Raw genomic sequence first — 15868 nt, forward strand, 5'->3', positions numbered from 1 at the left:
GCGGGGGCCGGTCAGCCGTACGCCTTCGGCTCGATCACGCCGGTGGTGGGGTTGAGGCCGAGGATGGGCAGCTTCGCCTCCTTCCAGGCATTGAGCCCGCCCTTGACGTGATGGACCGTGCCGGCACCGGCCTCGATCATGCGTTGCGCGGCCATGCCGGACCGCCGGCCGGTGCCGCATTGCAGGATCACCATCCGGTCGCCCCACATGGCCGGCAGCGCCTTCGGATCGAAGGTGACCAGCGGATAGAGCAGTGCGCCGGGAATGCGCTCCGCGCCATATTCGTAGGGCTCGCGGACGTCGACGAGGACGGCCTCGCCCCGGTCCAGCCGCGCCTTCGCCTCGGCGGGATCGAGATCGACGATCTTGTGTTCGGTGCTCATGGTATTGCCCTCTCGGTTTTGGACGGGGTCCCGCCGCGAAGCGCGACGTAGATGGCGGGGATGACCAGCACGGTCAGCAGAGTGGAACTGGCAAGCCCGAACAGCATGGAGATCGCCAGCCCCTGGAAGATCGGGTCGGTCAGGATGAAGGCCGCCCCGATAATCGCGGCCAGCGCCGTCAGCAGGATCGGCTTGAAGCGGATCGCTCCGGCCTCCAGCACGATGTCGCGGATCGGACGGACGCCCTCCTGCATGTGGTCCTCCCGCAGATGGCGGATGAAATCGACCAGCAGGATGGAGTTGCGGACGATGATTCCGGCCAGCGCGATGAAGCCGATCATCGAGGTTGCAGTGAAGGGCGCCGCGAACAGCCAATGTCCGATCAGGATGCCGATCAGCGTCAGCGGCACCGGCACCAGGATGACCAGCGGCAGCTTGAAGCTGCCGAACTGGGCCACCACCAGCAGATAGATGCCGAGGATGGCGACGCCGAAGGCCGCCCCCATGTCGCGGAAGGTGACATAGGTGATCTCCCATTCGCCGTCCCACAGGATACTGGGCCGGGTTTCGTCCGCCGGCTGGCCGTGCAGCCGTACCTCCGGCGGGCGGTCCAGCCCGACGGCGCGCCAGTCGATCTCCGACAGGCGGTCCTGCACCGCCAGCATGCCGTAGATCGGCGCCTCGAAGCTGCCGGCCAGCTCCGCCTGCACCATTTCGGCAAAGCGCCCGTCGCGCCGGAAGACGGTGTAGGAGGCGGGCTCCCTGGTCATGGTGACGAGGTTGCCCAGTTCCACCGATCCGCGCCTCCCCGGCACCGGCGTCGCCAGCACGCGCTCCGACAGGAACAGGTCCGATTTCGGCAGGCGGACGGAGATATCCATCGGCAACCGGCCGGCACCGCGATGGGAATAGCCGACCGGCACGCCGCCGAGCAACGCCTGGAGCGTGTCGTAGACCGCCTGCTCCTCCACGCCGAAGAACTCCAGATTGCCGTGGTCGAGCGCGAAGCGCAGGCGCTCCCCCGGTTGGCGGACGGTGCCGTCGATATCAACGACGAAGTCGACCCGCCGGAACGCTTCCCGGACCAGACCGGCGGTCTCGCGTCGGGTCTCGGCATCCGGGCCGTAGACCTCGGCCAGCAGCGTGGACAGCACGGGCGGCCCCGGCGGAACCTCCACCACCTTCACCACGGTCCCCGCGGGGAAGGGCACGGCGGCAAGCCGCCGGCGCAGGTCGATCGCCACGTCGTGGCTGGCGCGCGCACGTTCAGCCCTGGGTGCCAGATTGACCTGGAGATCGCCCTGCGCCGGCTGGCGGCGCAGGTAGGAATGGCGCACCAGACCGTTGAAGTTGAAGGGAGACGCCGTGCCGGCATAGGCCTGGATGCCGGTCAGTTCGGGCAGGCCGGCGATGCGGTCGGCGGCGGCGAACAGCGCGCGTTCGGTATCCTCCAGCGAGGCGCCCTCCGGCAGGTCGACGACCACCTGAAGCTCCGACTTGTTGTCGAAGGGCAGCAGCTTGACGGTCACGTCCTTGCTGTAGAACAGCAGCAGCGATGCCAGCGTGGCGACGCCCACCGCCAGCAGGAAGATCCAGGCCGACCGCCTGCTGCGCACCACCGGCCGCGCTGCCGCCAGATAGAGCCGGCCGAGGCGCCCGCCATGGCCGCCTCCATGATCGCCTCCATGATCGCCATGCGCGGGCGGCATCTCGCCGCGGCGCAGCTTCACCATCAGCCAGGGCGTCAGCACCATGGCGACGAAGAAGCTGAAGAGCATGGCGGCAGACGCGTTGGCCGGGATCGGACTCATGTACGGCCCCATCAGGCCGGACACGAACATCATCGGCAGCAGGGCGGCGACCACCGTCAGGGTGGCGACGATGGTGGGGTTGCCGACCTCGGCCACCGCTTCGATGGCGGCCTGGATCTTCGGCCGGCCGTCGCGCATCGACCAGTGGCGGTCGATGTTCTCCACCACCACGATGGCGTCGTCCACCAGGATGCCGATGGAGAAGATCAGCGCGAACAGACTGACGCGGTTGATGGTGTAGCCCATCGCCCAGGACGCGAACATGGTCAGCAGGATCGTGGTGGGGATGACCACGAAGACCACCGCCCCCTCGCGCCAGCCGATGGCGAGTGCCACCAGAAGCACGATGGACAGGGTGGCGAGCGCCAGATGGAACAGCAGCTCGTCCACCTTCTCGTCCGCCGTCTCACCAAAGTTCCGGGTGACGGCGACCTCCAGGTCCTGCGGCAGTTCGGCGGAGCGCAGGGCGTCCAGACGCTCCAGCACATGGTCGGCGATGACCACGGCGTTGGCCCCCGCCCGCTTGGCGACGGCGATGGTAACGGCCGGCACGCGGGTCAGCCCGCCCTTGCCGTCCGGCGTCATGTGCCAAGCCCGCGCCTCCTCCGGCCGGGCACCGACGATCACGTCGGCGACGTCCTTGACATAGACCGGGCGTCCGTCGCGCGTGGTCAGCAGCAGCAGGCCGATGTCGGGAACGCCCTGCAGGGTCTGGCCCGCCACCGCCGGCAGGCTGCCGCCGCGCGCGCGCAGCTGCCCGACCTGGAAGGAGCGGTTGGCGTTCTTCACCTTTTCGACCAACTGGTTCAGCGTGACGCCGGCCAGCGCCAGACGTTCCGGGTCCGGCTCCACCCGGATCTGGTCCGGCCGGCCGCCGACGATGTAGGTCAGGCCGACATCCTCGGTCTTCACCAGCTCGGCCAGCATGCGGTCGGCCGCCGTCCACAGCGCGTTGTCGTCCCAGCGCGCCGCCGCTTCCGCGCGGGGAAACAGCGTCAGCGTCAGGATCGCCACGTCGTCGATGCCGCGGCCGACGACCAGCGGTTCCGGAATGCCGAGCGGCATGCGGTCGTAATTGGCGCGCAGCTTCTCGTGCACGCGCAGGATGGCGTTGTCGGAGGGCGTGCCGACGACGAAGCGCGCCGTCACCACGGCGCCGTCGTCCACCGTCTGGCTGTAGACATGCTCGACGCCGTCGATCGCCTTGACGATCTCCTCCAGCGGCTTGGTCACCAGCTCCACCGCGTCGTCGGCACGCAGCCCGTCGGCGCGGACATGGACGTCGACCATCGGCACGCTGATCTGCGGTTCCTCCTCGCGCGGGAGGGACAGCAGGGCGACCGTCCCGACCACCAGCGAGGCCAACAGCAGCAGAGGGGTCAGCGGCGAGCGGATGAAGGTCCGCGTCAGCCAGCCGGACAGGCCGAGCCTCATCGTGCCGCCCCCGCCTTGACGATCACGTCGCCGGGCCGCAGGCCGGACAGGATCTCGATGGCGCCGGAACCATTGTCGGAGCCGTCGCCCGGCACCGGCCGGCCGGCCTGAACCGGGATCTCGGACCCGTCGGCGAGGCGCACCATGTCCAGGCCCAGCCGCCGGACCAGAAAGTCCGGCGGGATGAGGATCGCCTCGCGGCTGCCGGTGGCGACCAGAACCCGCACCCGCTCGCCGACGAAATAGTCGCCGAGACCGGAGACCTCGGCATCCGCCACCACCTGCCCGTCCTCCAGTTCGGGATAGACCCGACGCACCGTTCCGCGGGAAAGGCCCACCGCCGAGTTCGGCGCGAGACCGCGGGCGCCGACCAGAACGGGATCGCCCTGCTTCATGAAGCGGGCGTGACGTTCAGGCAGGCGCAGGCGCAGCACATAGCTTTCCGTGGCGATGGTCGCCACCGCCTCCCCCGGCAGCACCACGACGCCGTCGACAAGCGGCACCTGCAGCACCCGGCCGGCCGCCGGGGCCAGGACGTTGCCCTCGCGGAGCTGCTGTTCGACCACGGCGCGGTCGGCCTTCATGGCGGCCATCTGAGCGCGGACGACGTCGAGCGCGGTCGTCGCGTCGTCGAGCTTCTGCTGGCTGCCGATGCCGGTGGCGCGCAGCTGGCGGGCGCGGTCGAGCTCGATCTCCGCCTGACGCTGCTGCGCCTGGAGCGACTGCAGCCGGGCGTCGAGCGCCGCGATCTGCAGCGGCAGCTTCGGGTCGCCGACGGTGGCGATCACCTGCCCCACCTCCACCCGGTCGCCTTCCCGCACCGTCAGGCCGGACAGCGTGCCGCCGATCCGGGTCCGCGCCTTGGCCTGACGGACGCTGTCCACCGTGGCGAACACGGATTTCAGATCCTCGACGGGACGGCTTTCGACGGTCATACGGCCCTCCTCCGCCGCCGCAAGCGGAGCGGAAAGGCAACACAGCAGGAGGGCGAGGATGGGAAGCGCCGGAAAGGCGCTCTTGCGGGTGCACATGATGGGAAGCCCTGGCCTCTGGCTCTCGGTTTGACGCTTGACCTATTAATAAGATAAATCTAATTTAGCGTCAACGAATGCATAGCAAGGGTCGCCCGAAAGCCGGCGCCCCGACCGCACCGCCTCGGGAGTGGACACATGAACATCGACCGCATCGTCATGGCCTTCGCCGGAACCGTCATCCTGGCCGGCCTCGCCCTGTCGCAACTTTACAGCATGGCATGGCTGTGGCTGCCCGCCTTCGTCGGCGCCAACATGCTGCAGGCCGCCTTCACCGGCTTCTGCCCGCTGGCCATCGTGCTGAAGAAGGCCGGCGCCCGCCCCGGCTGCGCCTTCAACTGATCTCCACCGCTCACAGAAGGATACGGATCATGCACAAGAACTGGCCCGACATGACGGTCGAACTGTCCGGCGCCATCCGCGAACTGCGCGGCGGCGCGCCGGAGGTGATGAAGGCCTTTTCCGGCATCGCCCAGGCGGCGCTGAAGGCGAACGCGCTCGACACCAAGACGAAGGAGCTGATCGCGCTGGGCATCGCCGTCGCCATCCGCTGCGACGGCTGCGTCGCCTTCCACGCCGAGGCCGCAGTGAAGCAGGGCGCCACCCGCGAGGAGATCATGGAGACCATGGGCATGGCCGTCTACATGGGCGCCGGCCCCTCCGTCATGTATGCAGCCCAAGCGCTGGAAGCCTATGACCAATTCACGGAAAAGGCTAAGGTCACGGCCTGATCGACGGAACAGAGACGACCATGAACCACCTCGCGCTTTCCCTCGCCGCCACGGCCCTGTTCGCGGCTGGCATCGTCACGGGCGGTACGGCGGCGGCGGCGGATCTCGCCGTTTCGGTCGGCCCCGTGCGGGACGCGGCGGGACAGGTGAAGGTCGTCCTGTATGATCGCCCGGATGCCTTCCGCAAAGAGGCGCAGAGCCGCGCCATCCAGGCGGTTCCGGCAATGCCCGGCACGGTGGAGGTGGTCTTCCGCGATCTCCCCGCCGGCACCTATGCGATCATGGCCTATCATGACGAGGACGCGAGCGGCGACCTCAATCGCTTCCTCGGCATGATTCCCACGGAAGGCTATGCCCTGAGCAACGATCCGGAGGTGACCGGCCCTCCCTCCTTCGAGGCGTCGGCCTTCGCACTCCCGGCGGCGGGCTCCATACTCAAGCTGTCGCTGCGCTATTGACCGGCGGCGGGCAGATGCTCGCTTAGGAAAGCCAGAACAGGGGCCATCACCTCCTCCATCCGGTCCACCGTGTCATGGCCGACGCCGGGAAGGATCGCCAGCCGCCCCAACCCCTCGGGAAGGGCGGCGGCGATGGCCGCGGAATCCTCCGGCGGCGTGGTGGAGTCGTCGGCGCCATGCAGGACCAGCGTCGGGCAGCGGACGCGCGCCGCCGTGTGCACCGGTGCGATTCCGTCGAAGCGCTCGCCGATCACGCGTTCCACATAGCGGCAGATCATCCAGCCCAGCGGCCGGTAAGGCACGCGATGCAGGGCGAGAAAGCGCCGCATGACAATTTCCGGATGGCGGAAGGCGGCCAACGACACCACGGCGGCCGGCCTGCGCAGACGCGCCGCCGCCAGCAGCGCCGCGGCAGCACCCACCGAATGGCCGAGCAGAGCGATGCGCCCCGGACTCGCCTCCGGCTGCCGTTCCAGCCAGTCGAAGGCGTGGGCCAGATCCTCGGCGAAGCGCGGCATGGAGGAATGGCCGTCCCGGTCGCTGCGGCCGTGGTTGCGCGCATCCACCAGCAGAACGCCATAGCCCGCCCGCCACAACGGTGCGGCGACCGGCAGCATGTCCTCCGCATTGGCGCCCCAACCGTGCATCACCACCAGATGGGGAGCCGGGCCGCCTCCCGGCGGCAGGATGTGCCACGCGAACAGACGGCGGCCCCCTTCCGTGACGATGAAGGCGGAGCGGTACGGCAGGCCGGCGTCGGCGGGCGTCCCGACCTCCGGACGGCAGGGAATGCGGAAACCGCGATGCACCAGCGCCCGGACCGCCAGCGGAAATCCGAGAGCAAGCGCCAGCGCAGCGCCGGTGCCGGGACCGAGGCCGGGATCCAGCCAGCTCATGGCGTCTTTCCGGTCATGCCGGCGTCAGTGCCCGTGCGGCGCCTTCCAGGCGAACAGTCCTTGGACCGCATAGGCGAGAATGGTCGCACCGACCAGCCCCACGCCCCAGATCAGGCAGACCAGCAGCCAGTCCACCGGCCCGCCGGCGTCGGAAAAGCCGGAGATGGTCACCGTCGCCATCAGGCCGAGCGCGGCGAAGCCGCCCAGGACGCCGACGATCTCGGACCGGACCAGCCGGCGGCTGACCAGCCCGCCTTCGTGCAGCAGCACGGCAACGAAGGCGGCCAGCCCGGCGATGGCGAGCGCCGGCAGGATCCACAGAAGCGGGCCGAGCATTTCCTGGAATACCACCAGGAAGACCGCGAGATCGAACTCCTTCATGCTGTCGTCCTCCGCTTATGCCTGGCCGCGCAGCATCGACACGTAGGTCGGCTTCAGCGCCATGGTCTTCATGACCCAGGTCACCCACAGCTCCTCCAGCGGCGCGATGACGCCGGGGAAGGAGGGAACGAGGTTGTCCTCGTAATCGAATTCCACAAGCATCGCCCGGCCCAGCCGCGTGATCAGCGGACAGGAGGTGTAGCCGTCGTAGACGCTGGCCGAGGTCGTGCCCTGGATGCCGGCGATCAGGTGGTCCACCGCCACCGGCACCTGCCATTTCACGCTGGCCGCCGTCTTGCCCTTCGGAACGCCCGCCACGTCGCCGATGCCGAAGACGTTGGGGAAGCGCTTGTGCCGCAGGGTCGGCTTTTCCACCTCCATCCAGCCGTCGCCGGCCCAGACGCCCTCCTGCCAGCGCAGCGGGCTGTTGCGCACGGCGGCCGGTGCCCGCATCGGCGGGACGACATTGATGAAGTCGTATTTGAATTCTGCCGTGCCGGTCGGGGTCTTGTAGGTGGCGATCTTGCGGCCGGGATCGATCGCCGTCATGACATGGTCGTAGGCGACCTTCACCTGCCGGTCGCGGAACAGCATCCGCACCTTCTCGGAGACGATGGGAACGCTGAACAGGCCCTTGTTCTGCGCCGTATAGACCAGTTCCGACTTGCCGCGCATGCCATGGCGGCGCAGGTAGTCGTCGGTGATGAAGGTGTATTTCAGCGGCGCGCCCGCGCATTTCATCTCGGTGGCCGGACGGCCGAACAGGCCGACACCGCCGGTCTCGGCAAAGCGCGCCATCTCCTTCCAGGTCACCACGGCGGCGGCCGGACCGGCATAGACGCTGCCCAGCCCATCCTTGCCGATCAGATCGGTGTTCATACCTTCGATGGCGGCATAGTCGAGATGCAGTCCGGTCGCCACCATCAGGAAGTCGTACCGGATGGCCCGGCCCTGGTCGGTGACCACCTTGTTCGCCACGGGGTCGAACTCCGCCACCTGCTCCTCGATCAGGGTGACGCCGCGGGGAAGATAGTCGGCGGTCGTCGAGACGACGTAGCCCTGCGGCTTCAGCCCGGCCGCCACCAGGGTGAAGCCCGGCTGATAATAATGTTCCTTGCGACGGTCGATCACCGTGATCGTCGCACCGTCCAGCCGTTCGGCAAGGCGGGCGGCGGCGGCCAGACCGGCGGCGCCGGCACCGGCGATGACGATGTGGGCCTTGGTCGCGACCTTCGGCGGCGCCTCCACCGCCCTGGCGGGTGCGGACGGCACCATCAGCGTCGCCGCGCCGGCACCGGACAGCGCCAGCATCCTGCGGCGGCTCAGCGGAGAGTCGAGGCCCGCGATCAGACCATCGCGCGGCGGGGCTTCGTTCGTCATGCGCTTTCCCCCGGAATTCGGTGTCGTCCGTGCGCCGGCCCGGCGTGAGGACGCGTCTTATTTATAAGAAAAATCTTATATTGCTGGATGGCAATACAATCAAGCGAATTCGAGGTAGGCCGGTTATCGCTTTGCAGGTGCGGGCCCTTTGGATTAAGAGCGACAGCCTCACCGGTCCGCAGCCATCCCCGAGCCGTCCCCGAACCGTCAATGCCGATCGCCGACACCGAAATCGCGGGCGTGGCCCGCCTGCTGGCCGTTCTGGGCGAGCCGTCGCGGCTGCGCATCGTCCGGGCCGTCTGGGAAAAGCCGCAGGCAGTCAACCGGATCGTCGAAGCGACCGGGCTGAAACAGGCGAACGTGTCGAAGCAGCTGGGGTGTCTCGTCGAGGCGGGCATCCTCGGCCGACGCCGCGACGGCGTATCGGTGATCTATTTCATCGCGCTGCCGCTCGTCCGCGACCTCTGCCGGCTCGTCTGCGACGGCGTCCGGCAGATCGATGACGGGAAGGCACGGCTGGCAGAAGACGCCGCCGCCGCGCAGTGCGCTCAGCCGCCGATGTAGTGCGGCATCAGCTTCGCCTGATCGCCGACCCAGACGCTGCAGCGGCTGTCCTGGTTGCGGAAGAAATAGACCTTGCCGGGCTGGCGCCGGTTCTGCGGATCGATCAGGTTGGCCCCGCCGGAAAAGGCGACGCCATAGCGGAATTCCGGCGTCGCCGCCCAATAGAGGCCGTCGATCTCCTGCAGGAAGGCGCCGCGCCGGCACAGATGCGACAGGGTGCGGTCGAAGGTGGCGAGGCCCTTCAATCCCTGCGGCAGGGCGTAGACGCGGCGGCTTTCGGTGCGGCGCAGGCGCGGCTCGTGACCGGGCGGCGGGGGCTCGTAGGCGCGGAACGGCGGGCGCAGATGGCCGGGGGCGGTCCGGTCGGTGGACAGCACCTCCTGCGCTTCGGCGGACAGATGAGGCAGAAGGGCGGCCACCGTGGCGATGGTCAGGAGCAGGCGGGTCATCGCACCGACGGGTTGTTGGCGACGAAGGCGAAATAGGGCAGCCGCCGCACCGCGTCCGCCACCATCAGATAGGCGACGGCGAAGGCGATCAGCGAGCTGAGGAAATAGCCGTAGCCGTACCACGGGAAGCCCATCCGGCTGAACAGCAGGGTGAAGCCGGCATTGGCGGCCAGATAGACCAGCTGCGCCGTCAGGTTCCGCCCCCGCAGGTCGAAATAGGCCAGGATGACCGTGCAGAACAGGAACATCACCTGGAAGAAGGCGCCCAGCACGCCGAAACGGAACATGCCGATCTGCTGGTACTGCAAGCCGATGGCGCCGATGATCGTCGGGGCCAGGAAGATGCAGACGGCGCAGACCGCCCCCTGCAGGATCACCAGATTGCGGCTGCTGTCTGCCAAGGCGGCGATGATGGCGCGGTGGTTGCGGGCGATCTGGTCGAAGGTCGCGTGTTTTTGGATGTCGCGGTAGAAGCCCTGGTAATGCTCGAAGAAGCGCGTCTCGATGTTCACCGTGAACAGGGTCAGCGCCGGCAGCGTCGTCAGATAGGCGACGAACATGGCGCCGTCATAGGCGCTGTAGATCGCCATGGCGCCGGAGACGATCTCGCGTTCCGGCGCGAACCACATGATCCATTTGTCGGTCCACACCGCGGCGTTGGCGAATAGGCCGATCAGGGCGAGGTCCCAATAGCGCCTGAAGTAGGACAGGAAGTCGAACAGCCGGCCGACTGGATAGGGATATTCGGCAAGCACCCGCGCGATCAGACCGAACTGGATCACCGCCAGCCCTGCGGAAAAGCCCCAGACCATCCCGGCGGCGCCATAGCGGTCGCCCAGCAGCAGCGTGGCGGCCATGCCCACCGCCATGCCGACGCCGAAGGCGACGGTGACGGCCAGATAGTCCTTCAGCGCCGACAGGAAGATCGACACCACCCAGATGCCGCAGACCAGGAAGAAGTTCGCCAGCCCGCCCAGCATCACCGGCAGCGGCAGCCCGCTGAACAGCGGATAGAAGGGACCGGCGGTCAGCGCGGCGATGGCATAGGCCAGCCCCAGTGTGGCCAGCAGCATGCCCGGCGCCGCCTCCACCTCCTTGGCATAGATGGCGTCGGCGAGATAGCGGGTGGCGACCATCACCAGCGGCCCGGTGAAGACCACCGAGAAGCAGAAATTGTAGATCACCACCACGCGGAACAGCGTCAGTTGCTCCACCCCCACCAGATCGCGGCCGATCAGGGTGATGCCGGCCAGCGCCAGGATGGTGAACATCCACGGCCCCGAGGTGATGAAGGCGGAATGGGCGTAGCCCTGCAGCACGCCCAGCAGGTCGTCGCGCCGGGCCAGCCGGCGGAGCGCGAAGCCGATGCCGGCCATCTCAGGCCGCCCCGCTCAGGGTGAAGGCAGACTGGTTAGGAATGGGAAGCTGGGGCATCGAATTGTCGGTCCAGTGCAACGGCTTTCGGTTGCGAATGCCCTTCTCCCCTTGCGGGAGAAGGGTTGGGATGAGGGGTGGAAGCGGCCGCAAGGCCGGTGCAATCCGAATTTGCGCCCCCTCACCCCAACCCCTCTCCCGCGAGGGGAGAGGGGCTTTGATTGGCGATTGGGGCATGCGATACCGGACGTGTCGGCATGGCGATGTGCTCGTCATAGATGGCGCGGTAGATTCGGTCGATGGCGACTTTGTCGTAGGACTGGGCGACGCGCCGGGCGATGGCCTGGGCGCAGCGCTCGCGCCAGGGGCGGTCGAGCAGCAGGGCGCGCAGTTCCCGCGCGGTGTCGAGCGGGCTGGCCAGCGGCGTCACCGCCCCGCCCGGCCCTAGCGGCGGAATCTCGTCCGGGCGGCCCAGCAGCAGTTCGGAACAGGACCCGACGTCAGTCGCCACGGTCGGCACGCCGGACGCGCCGGCCTCCAGGATCACCAGCGGCTGCGCCTCGCTGACGCTGGTCAGCGCGATGGCGTCGACCCGGCCCAGCCAGTCCGTCAGCTTGACCCGGCCGGCGAAGACCACCGTCTGCTCCAGCCCCAGATGCGCCACGATGGTGCGGCATTCCTCGACATAGCCGGGGTCCTCCTCCAGCGGCCCGAGGATCATCGCCTTCAAATCGGGAATGTCCTCGCGCAGGATGGCGGCCGCGCGGATGTAGGTCTTCACGTCCTTGATCGGCACGACGCGGCCGATCAGGGCGATGGTCGGCGGGCGCGGTTCCGGATCGCGCCGCACCTGGGAATAGCCGGCGTAATCGATGCCGTTGGGCACGATCATCAGCTTGGCCGGATCGGCGCCCTGGCGGCGCTGGAACTCCTGGTTTCCGCCGTACAAGGTGATGATGCGGTCGCAGGCGTCATAACAGGCCTTGGAGTAGCTGGCGAAGGTGTCCAACCACAGATCCCGCAAATCGCGCTTCTTCCTGTCGAGCACCAGGGAGGTGTCGCCCCCCTCGAACAGCCATTCGGCCATCAGGATCTCGATGCGCCGCTCGTTGGTGTAGATGCCGTGTTCGGTCAGCAGCGCCGGCCGTCCGGTCTCCAGCCTCGCCCGCGCGGCGAACAGCCCGGCATAGCCGGTGGAGACGGCATGGTAGATGGAGGCCTGCGGCATCGGCACCAGCAGCGTGGCGAACAGCCCGCTCATCAGCGCGCGGCTGCCCCAGAAATATTCGAGGAAGGAGGCGTCCGGCAGGGTGGCCCTGCACATGCGCACCACCATCTGGAAGGCGTCTTCGGAATTCAGCAGCGCCCGCTTGCCGACCCGGCCACGCCGGGGCGCCAGCAATTGCAGCACCTCGGCCACCTCGGCCAGCCCGCCGCCCTGCTGCAGCCGGCCGAGCGGCTTCTCCAGCGCCGCCACCAGCCGCGCCGTTCCGGGTTGCCAGCGCCAGCCGGCGGGCGGGTCCTGCAGATAGACATGGGTCAGGCCGGTGACGTTGGGCGGCAACTCATAGGCCAGCCGACGCGCGCTGCGGTCGGCGACCAGCGCCACGACATGGAAGGTCAGGTCGGCATGGGAGCGGATCAGGTCATGGGTCCAGGTCGACACGCCGCCCGCGACATAGGGATAGGATCCCTCCATCAGCAGGCAGACGTCGGCCTTGGGGGCAAAGGGCGCTTCCGGCAGAGGCGTGCTGCGGCTCATGCGGCAAGCTCCTTCGCGCCGGTCACCGGGGGAACGGCCTCCGGCGGTGTCGATGGCGGATCGTCGCGCCAGAGGGCGAAGACGTCGCGCAGCGTGTGGGGCAGTTCCGCCTCGTCGCCCAGCAGGTCGGGCCGGCGGCCGGGAAGCGCACGCAGCTCGGCGAAGCGGCCCAGCCGGAACAGGCTTTCGGCGTACCAGTACAGGATGCGGCGGTCGGGCGTGCGGTCGACCAGCGGCTCCAGCCGCGCCGCTGCCTCCGCCGCCAGTCCGCAGCGCAGCAGCAGCCGGCCGAGGTCAAGGCGGATGGTGTCGTCGTCCGGGGTCAGGTGCAGGCTGCGGCGATAGCCCTCCAGCGCTTTTTCCCGGATCTCCGCCTCGCGGTTGGCGTCCAGCAGGCCGCAGAAGGCGTAATCGTCGAGATGGCGGGCGAGCGCGGCCAGGGCGTCCGGATCCTCCGCCCGGTCGCGCGCCGCATGGTCCAGCGCCAGCCAGCGCTCGTTGAACTCATGTTCCACCCGCGCGGTGGCGGTGGCGGCCTGGACGCGGACAGACGGGTCGGCGTCGGCAAGACCCGCCTTCAGGGCAGGCGTGAAGGCGGGACGGAAATGGCGGGCGACGAGCGCGATCACCGCCTGCTTCTGCTGCGGCGAGCCGATCCACATCACGTCCGTGAAGGAGTCGCCGGCGGCGAGATGGGCATTCTCCCGCCCCGTCACGATCAGCTCGTACAGCTCGCGCACCGGTCCGGTCTCGCTGTCGGGGAAGAGGGAGAGATACCAGTCCTGGAACCCGGTGGCATAGCGGCTGAACAGCGCCAGCAGCGCCGCGGTCACCACGGTGCAGGCGGCGCCGACCGGCCCCAGCGGCACCATGGTGACCAGCAGAAGCCCGGCCAGCCGCAGGTCCCGCCCGCGCCGCACCAGCCCGCGCACCCACAGCCCGACCAAAGCGCAGAGCGCCAGATGCAGCGCCGCGCCGAGCGACAGGGCGTAGGGAAGCTCCGAGAGGGCGAATGCCACGGCGGCGGCGTCGAGCAGACCGGCGGCCGGTGCCACCAGCAGCAGCTCGCCCACACCGGCGGAAGGCCGGTCGCCGGGAAGACCATCGAAAGCGGCGGGGATCGGGGCGCTCATCGCACTTCCTGCCCGTCCAGCCGGTTTTCCACCCGGCCATCGGCGGGGGCTTCGATCCGCCGGGTGGTGAAGCCGATGGTGATGTCGGCCAGTGCCGCGGGCAGCGCCTGCCGGACGGCGCGTTCAAGCTTCGCCTCCACCAGCCGGGCGCCGTCCAGCGGCGTGCCGGCCAGCACGACGCCAAAAGACGTTCCCTGATGGCCGAAATCGCAGGCAAGGTCGGTGTCGCGCAGGCTGCCGCGCACCGCCTCGCCGATGGCGGCGGCAAGCTCCGCCCGCTGGCCCACCGACAGGCGGGCGATGCCGGTCGGGCGGATGGTGATGGCCGTCGTCTCGAACCCCATGCGGCGGCCGAGCAGGGCCAGGAACTCCGCCTGACGGCCGATGTAGCTGGAGGAATAGAGCGCGTCGTCGGTGAACACCCGCTGTTCGTTGGCGGCGCGGTACTGGCGCGCCTTGGCCAGCGCGGTGCCGATCCATTCGCACAGGATACGGAAGTTCTCGACCGTGTTGACGCTGAGGTCGGTGAAGCCCAGGCTTTCGATCTTCACCATGCCGATCACCTCGCCGGTGTCGCTGCTGACCAGCGGGCCGGCCAGAACGCCTTCGCCGGCCAGGATGCGCTCGTCCTCAGCGCGGCTGACGCAGACTTGGCGCTGGCGGGCGATCACCTGCTGGAACAGGGCGGTGCCGCTGTCGAACCAGCGCGCATAGGTGTCGTTGTCGTCGTCCCAGCCCTCGTTCGTCACCGATTCCAGCACGTCGTTGTTCAGCAGGAACAGCGAGAACTTCTCCGGCTTCATGACGGTGCGGACGAGGTCGGCGACGCCCAGCATCACCTCCCCCTCGTCCAGCCGGTCGATGGACTTGGCGGCCTGATAGAGGGTGAAGACGGTGCGCAGCTGGCCGGCGACACGGGTTTCCAGGCTCTCCTTGACCGATTTCAGGGCACGGTAGGAGCGAGCGATGGCCTCCGCCTCCTGACGGGCGGTGGCAAGGCCGGCGCGAAGCTCCTCCCGCTCGCGCAGCTGGCGCATGCGCAGCTCGCCGAACAGCACGGCAGCCACCAGCCACAGGATCGGTTCACGCGTCAGGGTGAAGAGATGGTCGTAGAGGTCCTGGGTGATGCCGGCGTCCGGCACGTTGCCCAGCCGCAACGCCACCGACGCGGCCAGTGCCGCCAGCACGCCCTCGTTGGTGCCGTACTGGATCGCCAGCAGCAGGACCGGGATCCAGAAGGGATGCGGCTGCACCCCCTCGAACCGCAGCCCGGAGCCGAGCCAGACATCGAGCCCCAGCGCCACGGCGAAGAACAGCGCAAGCTCCAGCAGCGCCACTGGGCGCAGGCCGAACCAGCGGCGGCGGGGCGCACCGTCGGCGGGGATCGGGTCGGCCGGGACGGCGGGGGGCTGGCTGCTCATCGTCGGACCGAGCCTCAGGGAGTGGCGGCGACCACCGGCCGCAGGCTGTCGATCATGCGCGTCACCACGCGCTGGGCAACGTTGTTGACGCTGTCGCGGCTGAAATAGCCGCGTCCGGCCTCCGACTGGCTGGAGGTCCAGAGAACGGCACCGTCGGAAACCCGGACCAGCCGGGCGTTCAGCCCGACCACCGGCTCTTCCCGCAGGCCATGTTGATAGCCGTATTCCGATACGCTGCCGGCCAGCACCGCGTCCACTGCCAGCGCCCGGCCGGCGGCCTGCGCATCGAGCGGGGCATCGGCCGGGGCCTCGGGCGCCGTTGCGGCACCGGCGTCGGTGGACTTCTGGGCCGCAAGGCGGCTGCGGACGCGTCCGGCCTCCACCGGGCGGACGCTGCCGACGCCATACAGCTCGGTGGAGACGAGATCGGCGGCGATCTGGCCGGCGTTGGGGTGGTTGGTCAGGTTCTCGAACGGCAGAACGGCGACGGTGGCGCCGGCCGGCAGCGCGGCACCCGGCTGGGCAAAGTCGCGGCTGTTGATCCGCCCGACACTGCACCCCGCCAGCAGCATCCCGGCCAGCAGAAGCGCGCCGCAAGCCTGTATTCCCCTGGCTTTCATCCCCATGCCCGTCGGACCCATCGCGTCACGCATCCCCATT

The 15868-nt window shown here is 68.8% G+C and carries 16 protein-coding genes; 4 read left to right on the forward strand and 12 right to left on the reverse strand.

Going from position 1 to position 15868, the window contains the following annotated elements:
- Positions 1-11 precede the first annotated feature (11 nt).
- From J2Y49_RS16820 to J2Y49_RS16830, 3 genes are read right to left on the reverse strand one after another with little or no spacing between them, the layout of a single operon-like run.
- Positions 12-383 (reverse strand): rhodanese-like domain-containing protein, encoded by a 372-nt coding sequence (locus J2Y49_RS16820; RefSeq protein ID WP_310116011.1) that lies wholly within the window; start codon positions 381-383, stop codon positions 12-14.
- Positions 380-3628, reverse strand: a complete 3249-nt coding sequence (locus tag J2Y49_RS16825) for an efflux RND transporter permease subunit (protein WP_310116012.1) — start codon at positions 3626-3628, stop codon at positions 380-382. Before J2Y49_RS16825 ends, J2Y49_RS16820 begins: the two co-directional genes overlap by 4 nt.
- Positions 3625-4563, reverse strand: a complete 939-nt coding sequence (locus J2Y49_RS16830; RefSeq protein ID WP_310116013.1) for an efflux RND transporter periplasmic adaptor subunit — start codon at positions 4561-4563, stop codon at positions 3625-3627. The genes J2Y49_RS16825 and J2Y49_RS16830 overlap by 4 nt, the downstream gene beginning before the upstream one ends.
- A 234-nt stretch (positions 4564-4797) precedes the next feature.
- Between J2Y49_RS16830 and J2Y49_RS16835 the strand changes: the two genes are divergently transcribed.
- From J2Y49_RS16835 to J2Y49_RS16845, 3 genes are read left to right on the forward strand one after another with little or no spacing between them, the layout of a single operon-like run.
- Entirely contained in the window at positions 4798-5001 is a 204-nt protein-coding gene (locus J2Y49_RS16835; protein ID WP_310116014.1) for a DUF2892 domain-containing protein, read from the forward strand.
- A 29-nt stretch (positions 5002-5030) separates the two neighbouring features.
- Complete coding sequence (locus J2Y49_RS16840) at positions 5031-5390, forward strand: carboxymuconolactone decarboxylase family protein (RefSeq protein ID WP_310116015.1); 360 nt, start codon at positions 5031-5033, stop codon at positions 5388-5390.
- A 20-nt stretch (positions 5391-5410) separates the two neighbouring features.
- Positions 5411-5848 (forward strand): DUF2141 domain-containing protein, encoded by a 438-nt coding sequence (locus tag J2Y49_RS16845; protein WP_310116016.1) that lies wholly within the window; start codon positions 5411-5413, stop codon positions 5846-5848.
- Here the strand turns inward: J2Y49_RS16845 and J2Y49_RS16850 are convergent.
- The 3 genes from J2Y49_RS16850 to J2Y49_RS16860 are packed head-to-tail and all read right to left on the reverse strand — an operon-like array spanning position 5842 to position 8505.
- Entirely contained in the window at positions 5842-6744 is a 903-nt protein-coding gene (locus J2Y49_RS16850) for an alpha/beta fold hydrolase (RefSeq protein ID WP_310116017.1), read from the reverse strand. The genes J2Y49_RS16845 and J2Y49_RS16850 overlap by 7 nt on opposite strands.
- 24 nt (positions 6745-6768) lie before the next feature.
- Positions 6769-7125 carry a DUF5368 domain-containing protein gene (locus J2Y49_RS16855; protein ID WP_310116018.1) on the reverse strand — a complete coding sequence of 119 codons (357 nt, stop codon included), beginning with the start codon at positions 7123-7125 and terminating at the stop codon, positions 6769-6771.
- Positions 7126-7140: 15 nt separating this feature from the next.
- Positions 7141-8505 (reverse strand): FAD/NAD(P)-binding oxidoreductase, encoded by a 1365-nt coding sequence (locus J2Y49_RS16860; protein WP_310116019.1) that lies wholly within the window; start codon positions 8503-8505, stop codon positions 7141-7143.
- Between the two features lie 210 nt (positions 8506-8715).
- Between J2Y49_RS16860 and J2Y49_RS16865 the strand changes: the two genes are divergently transcribed.
- The gene (locus J2Y49_RS16865; RefSeq protein ID WP_310116020.1) at positions 8716-9069 is read left to right on the forward strand and encodes a metalloregulator ArsR/SmtB family transcription factor; all 354 of its coding nucleotides are present in this window, start codon (positions 8716-8718) and stop codon (positions 9067-9069) included.
- Here the strand turns inward: J2Y49_RS16865 and J2Y49_RS16870 are convergent.
- The 6 genes from J2Y49_RS16870 to J2Y49_RS16895 form a co-directional block, all read right to left on the reverse strand.
- Complete coding sequence (locus J2Y49_RS16870; protein WP_310116021.1) at positions 9054-9518, reverse strand: hypothetical protein; 465 nt, start codon at positions 9516-9518, stop codon at positions 9054-9056. The two genes, J2Y49_RS16865 and J2Y49_RS16870, sit on opposite strands and share 16 nt — an antisense overlap.
- Positions 9515-10894, reverse strand: coding sequence for an exopolysaccharide Pel transporter PelG (pelG, locus tag J2Y49_RS16875; protein WP_310116022.1), 1380 nt, complete (start codon positions 10892-10894; stop codon positions 9515-9517). The genes J2Y49_RS16870 and pelG overlap by 4 nt, the downstream gene beginning before the upstream one ends.
- A gap of 179 nt (positions 10895-11073) precedes the next feature.
- Positions 11074-12654 (reverse strand): GT4 family glycosyltransferase PelF, encoded by a 1581-nt coding sequence (gene pelF / locus J2Y49_RS16880; RefSeq protein ID WP_310116023.1) that lies wholly within the window; start codon positions 12652-12654, stop codon positions 11074-11076.
- Complete coding sequence (locus J2Y49_RS16885) at positions 12651-13787, reverse strand: tetratricopeptide repeat protein (RefSeq protein WP_310116024.1); 1137 nt, start codon at positions 13785-13787, stop codon at positions 12651-12653. Before J2Y49_RS16885 ends, pelF begins: the two co-directional genes overlap by 4 nt.
- On the reverse strand, positions 13784-15208 hold the full coding sequence (locus tag J2Y49_RS16890; protein ID WP_310116025.1) for a GAF domain-containing protein: 1425 nt from the start codon (positions 15206-15208) through the stop codon (positions 13784-13786). The genes J2Y49_RS16885 and J2Y49_RS16890 overlap by 4 nt, the downstream gene beginning before the upstream one ends.
- Before the next feature lie 14 nt (positions 15209-15222).
- Positions 15223-15867, reverse strand: coding sequence for a hypothetical protein (locus J2Y49_RS16895; RefSeq protein WP_310116026.1), 645 nt, complete (start codon positions 15865-15867; stop codon positions 15223-15225).
- Position 15868: the final 1 nt, after the last annotated feature.

Origin of the sequence: Azospirillum sp. BE72 (assembly GCF_031455875.1) — a bacterium.
In the GTDB taxonomy this organism is placed as follows: Bacteria; Pseudomonadota; Alphaproteobacteria; order Azospirillales; family Azospirillaceae; genus Azospirillum.

What these genes read in the sequence shown, in the direction of transcription:
- J2Y49_RS16820 (WP_310116011.1), bottom strand. Translation starts at nt 383, where the DNA reads ATGAGCACCGAACACAAGATCGTCGATCTCGATCCCGCCGAGGCGAAG.
- J2Y49_RS16825 (WP_310116012.1), bottom strand. Translation starts at nt 3,628, where the DNA reads ATGAGGCTCGGCCTGTCCGGCTGGCTGACGCGGACCTTCATCCGCTCG.
- J2Y49_RS16830 (WP_310116013.1), bottom strand. Translation starts at nt 4,563, where the DNA reads ATGACCGTCGAAAGCCGTCCCGTCGAGGATCTGAAATCCGTGTTCGCC.
- J2Y49_RS16835 (WP_310116014.1), top strand. Translation starts at nt 4,798, where the DNA reads ATGAACATCGACCGCATCGTCATGGCCTTCGCCGGAACCGTCATCCTG.
- J2Y49_RS16840 (WP_310116015.1), top strand. Translation starts at nt 5,031, where the DNA reads ATGCACAAGAACTGGCCCGACATGACGGTCGAACTGTCCGGCGCCATC.
- J2Y49_RS16845 (WP_310116016.1), top strand. Translation starts at nt 5,411, where the DNA reads ATGAACCACCTCGCGCTTTCCCTCGCCGCCACGGCCCTGTTCGCGGCT.
- J2Y49_RS16850 (WP_310116017.1), bottom strand. Translation starts at nt 6,744, where the DNA reads ATGAGCTGGCTGGATCCCGGCCTCGGTCCCGGCACCGGCGCTGCGCTG.
- J2Y49_RS16855 (WP_310116018.1), bottom strand. Translation starts at nt 7,125, where the DNA reads ATGAAGGAGTTCGATCTCGCGGTCTTCCTGGTGGTATTCCAGGAAATG.
- J2Y49_RS16860 (WP_310116019.1), bottom strand. Translation starts at nt 8,505, where the DNA reads ATGACGAACGAAGCCCCGCCGCGCGATGGTCTGATCGCGGGCCTCGAC.
- J2Y49_RS16865 (WP_310116020.1), top strand. Translation starts at nt 8,716, where the DNA reads ATGCCGATCGCCGACACCGAAATCGCGGGCGTGGCCCGCCTGCTGGCC.
- J2Y49_RS16870 (WP_310116021.1), bottom strand. Translation starts at nt 9,518, where the DNA reads ATGACCCGCCTGCTCCTGACCATCGCCACGGTGGCCGCCCTTCTGCCT.
- pelG (WP_310116022.1), bottom strand. Translation starts at nt 10,894, where the DNA reads ATGGCCGGCATCGGCTTCGCGCTCCGCCGGCTGGCCCGGCGCGACGAC.
- pelF (WP_310116023.1), bottom strand. Translation starts at nt 12,654, where the DNA reads ATGAGCCGCAGCACGCCTCTGCCGGAAGCGCCCTTTGCCCCCAAGGCC.
- J2Y49_RS16885 (WP_310116024.1), bottom strand. Translation starts at nt 13,787, where the DNA reads ATGAGCGCCCCGATCCCCGCCGCTTTCGATGGTCTTCCCGGCGACCGG.
- J2Y49_RS16890 (WP_310116025.1), bottom strand. Translation starts at nt 15,208, where the DNA reads ATGAGCAGCCAGCCCCCCGCCGTCCCGGCCGACCCGATCCCCGCCGAC.
- J2Y49_RS16895 (WP_310116026.1), bottom strand. Translation starts at nt 15,867, where the DNA reads ATGGGGATGCGTGACGCGATGGGTCCGACGGGCATGGGGATGAAAGCC.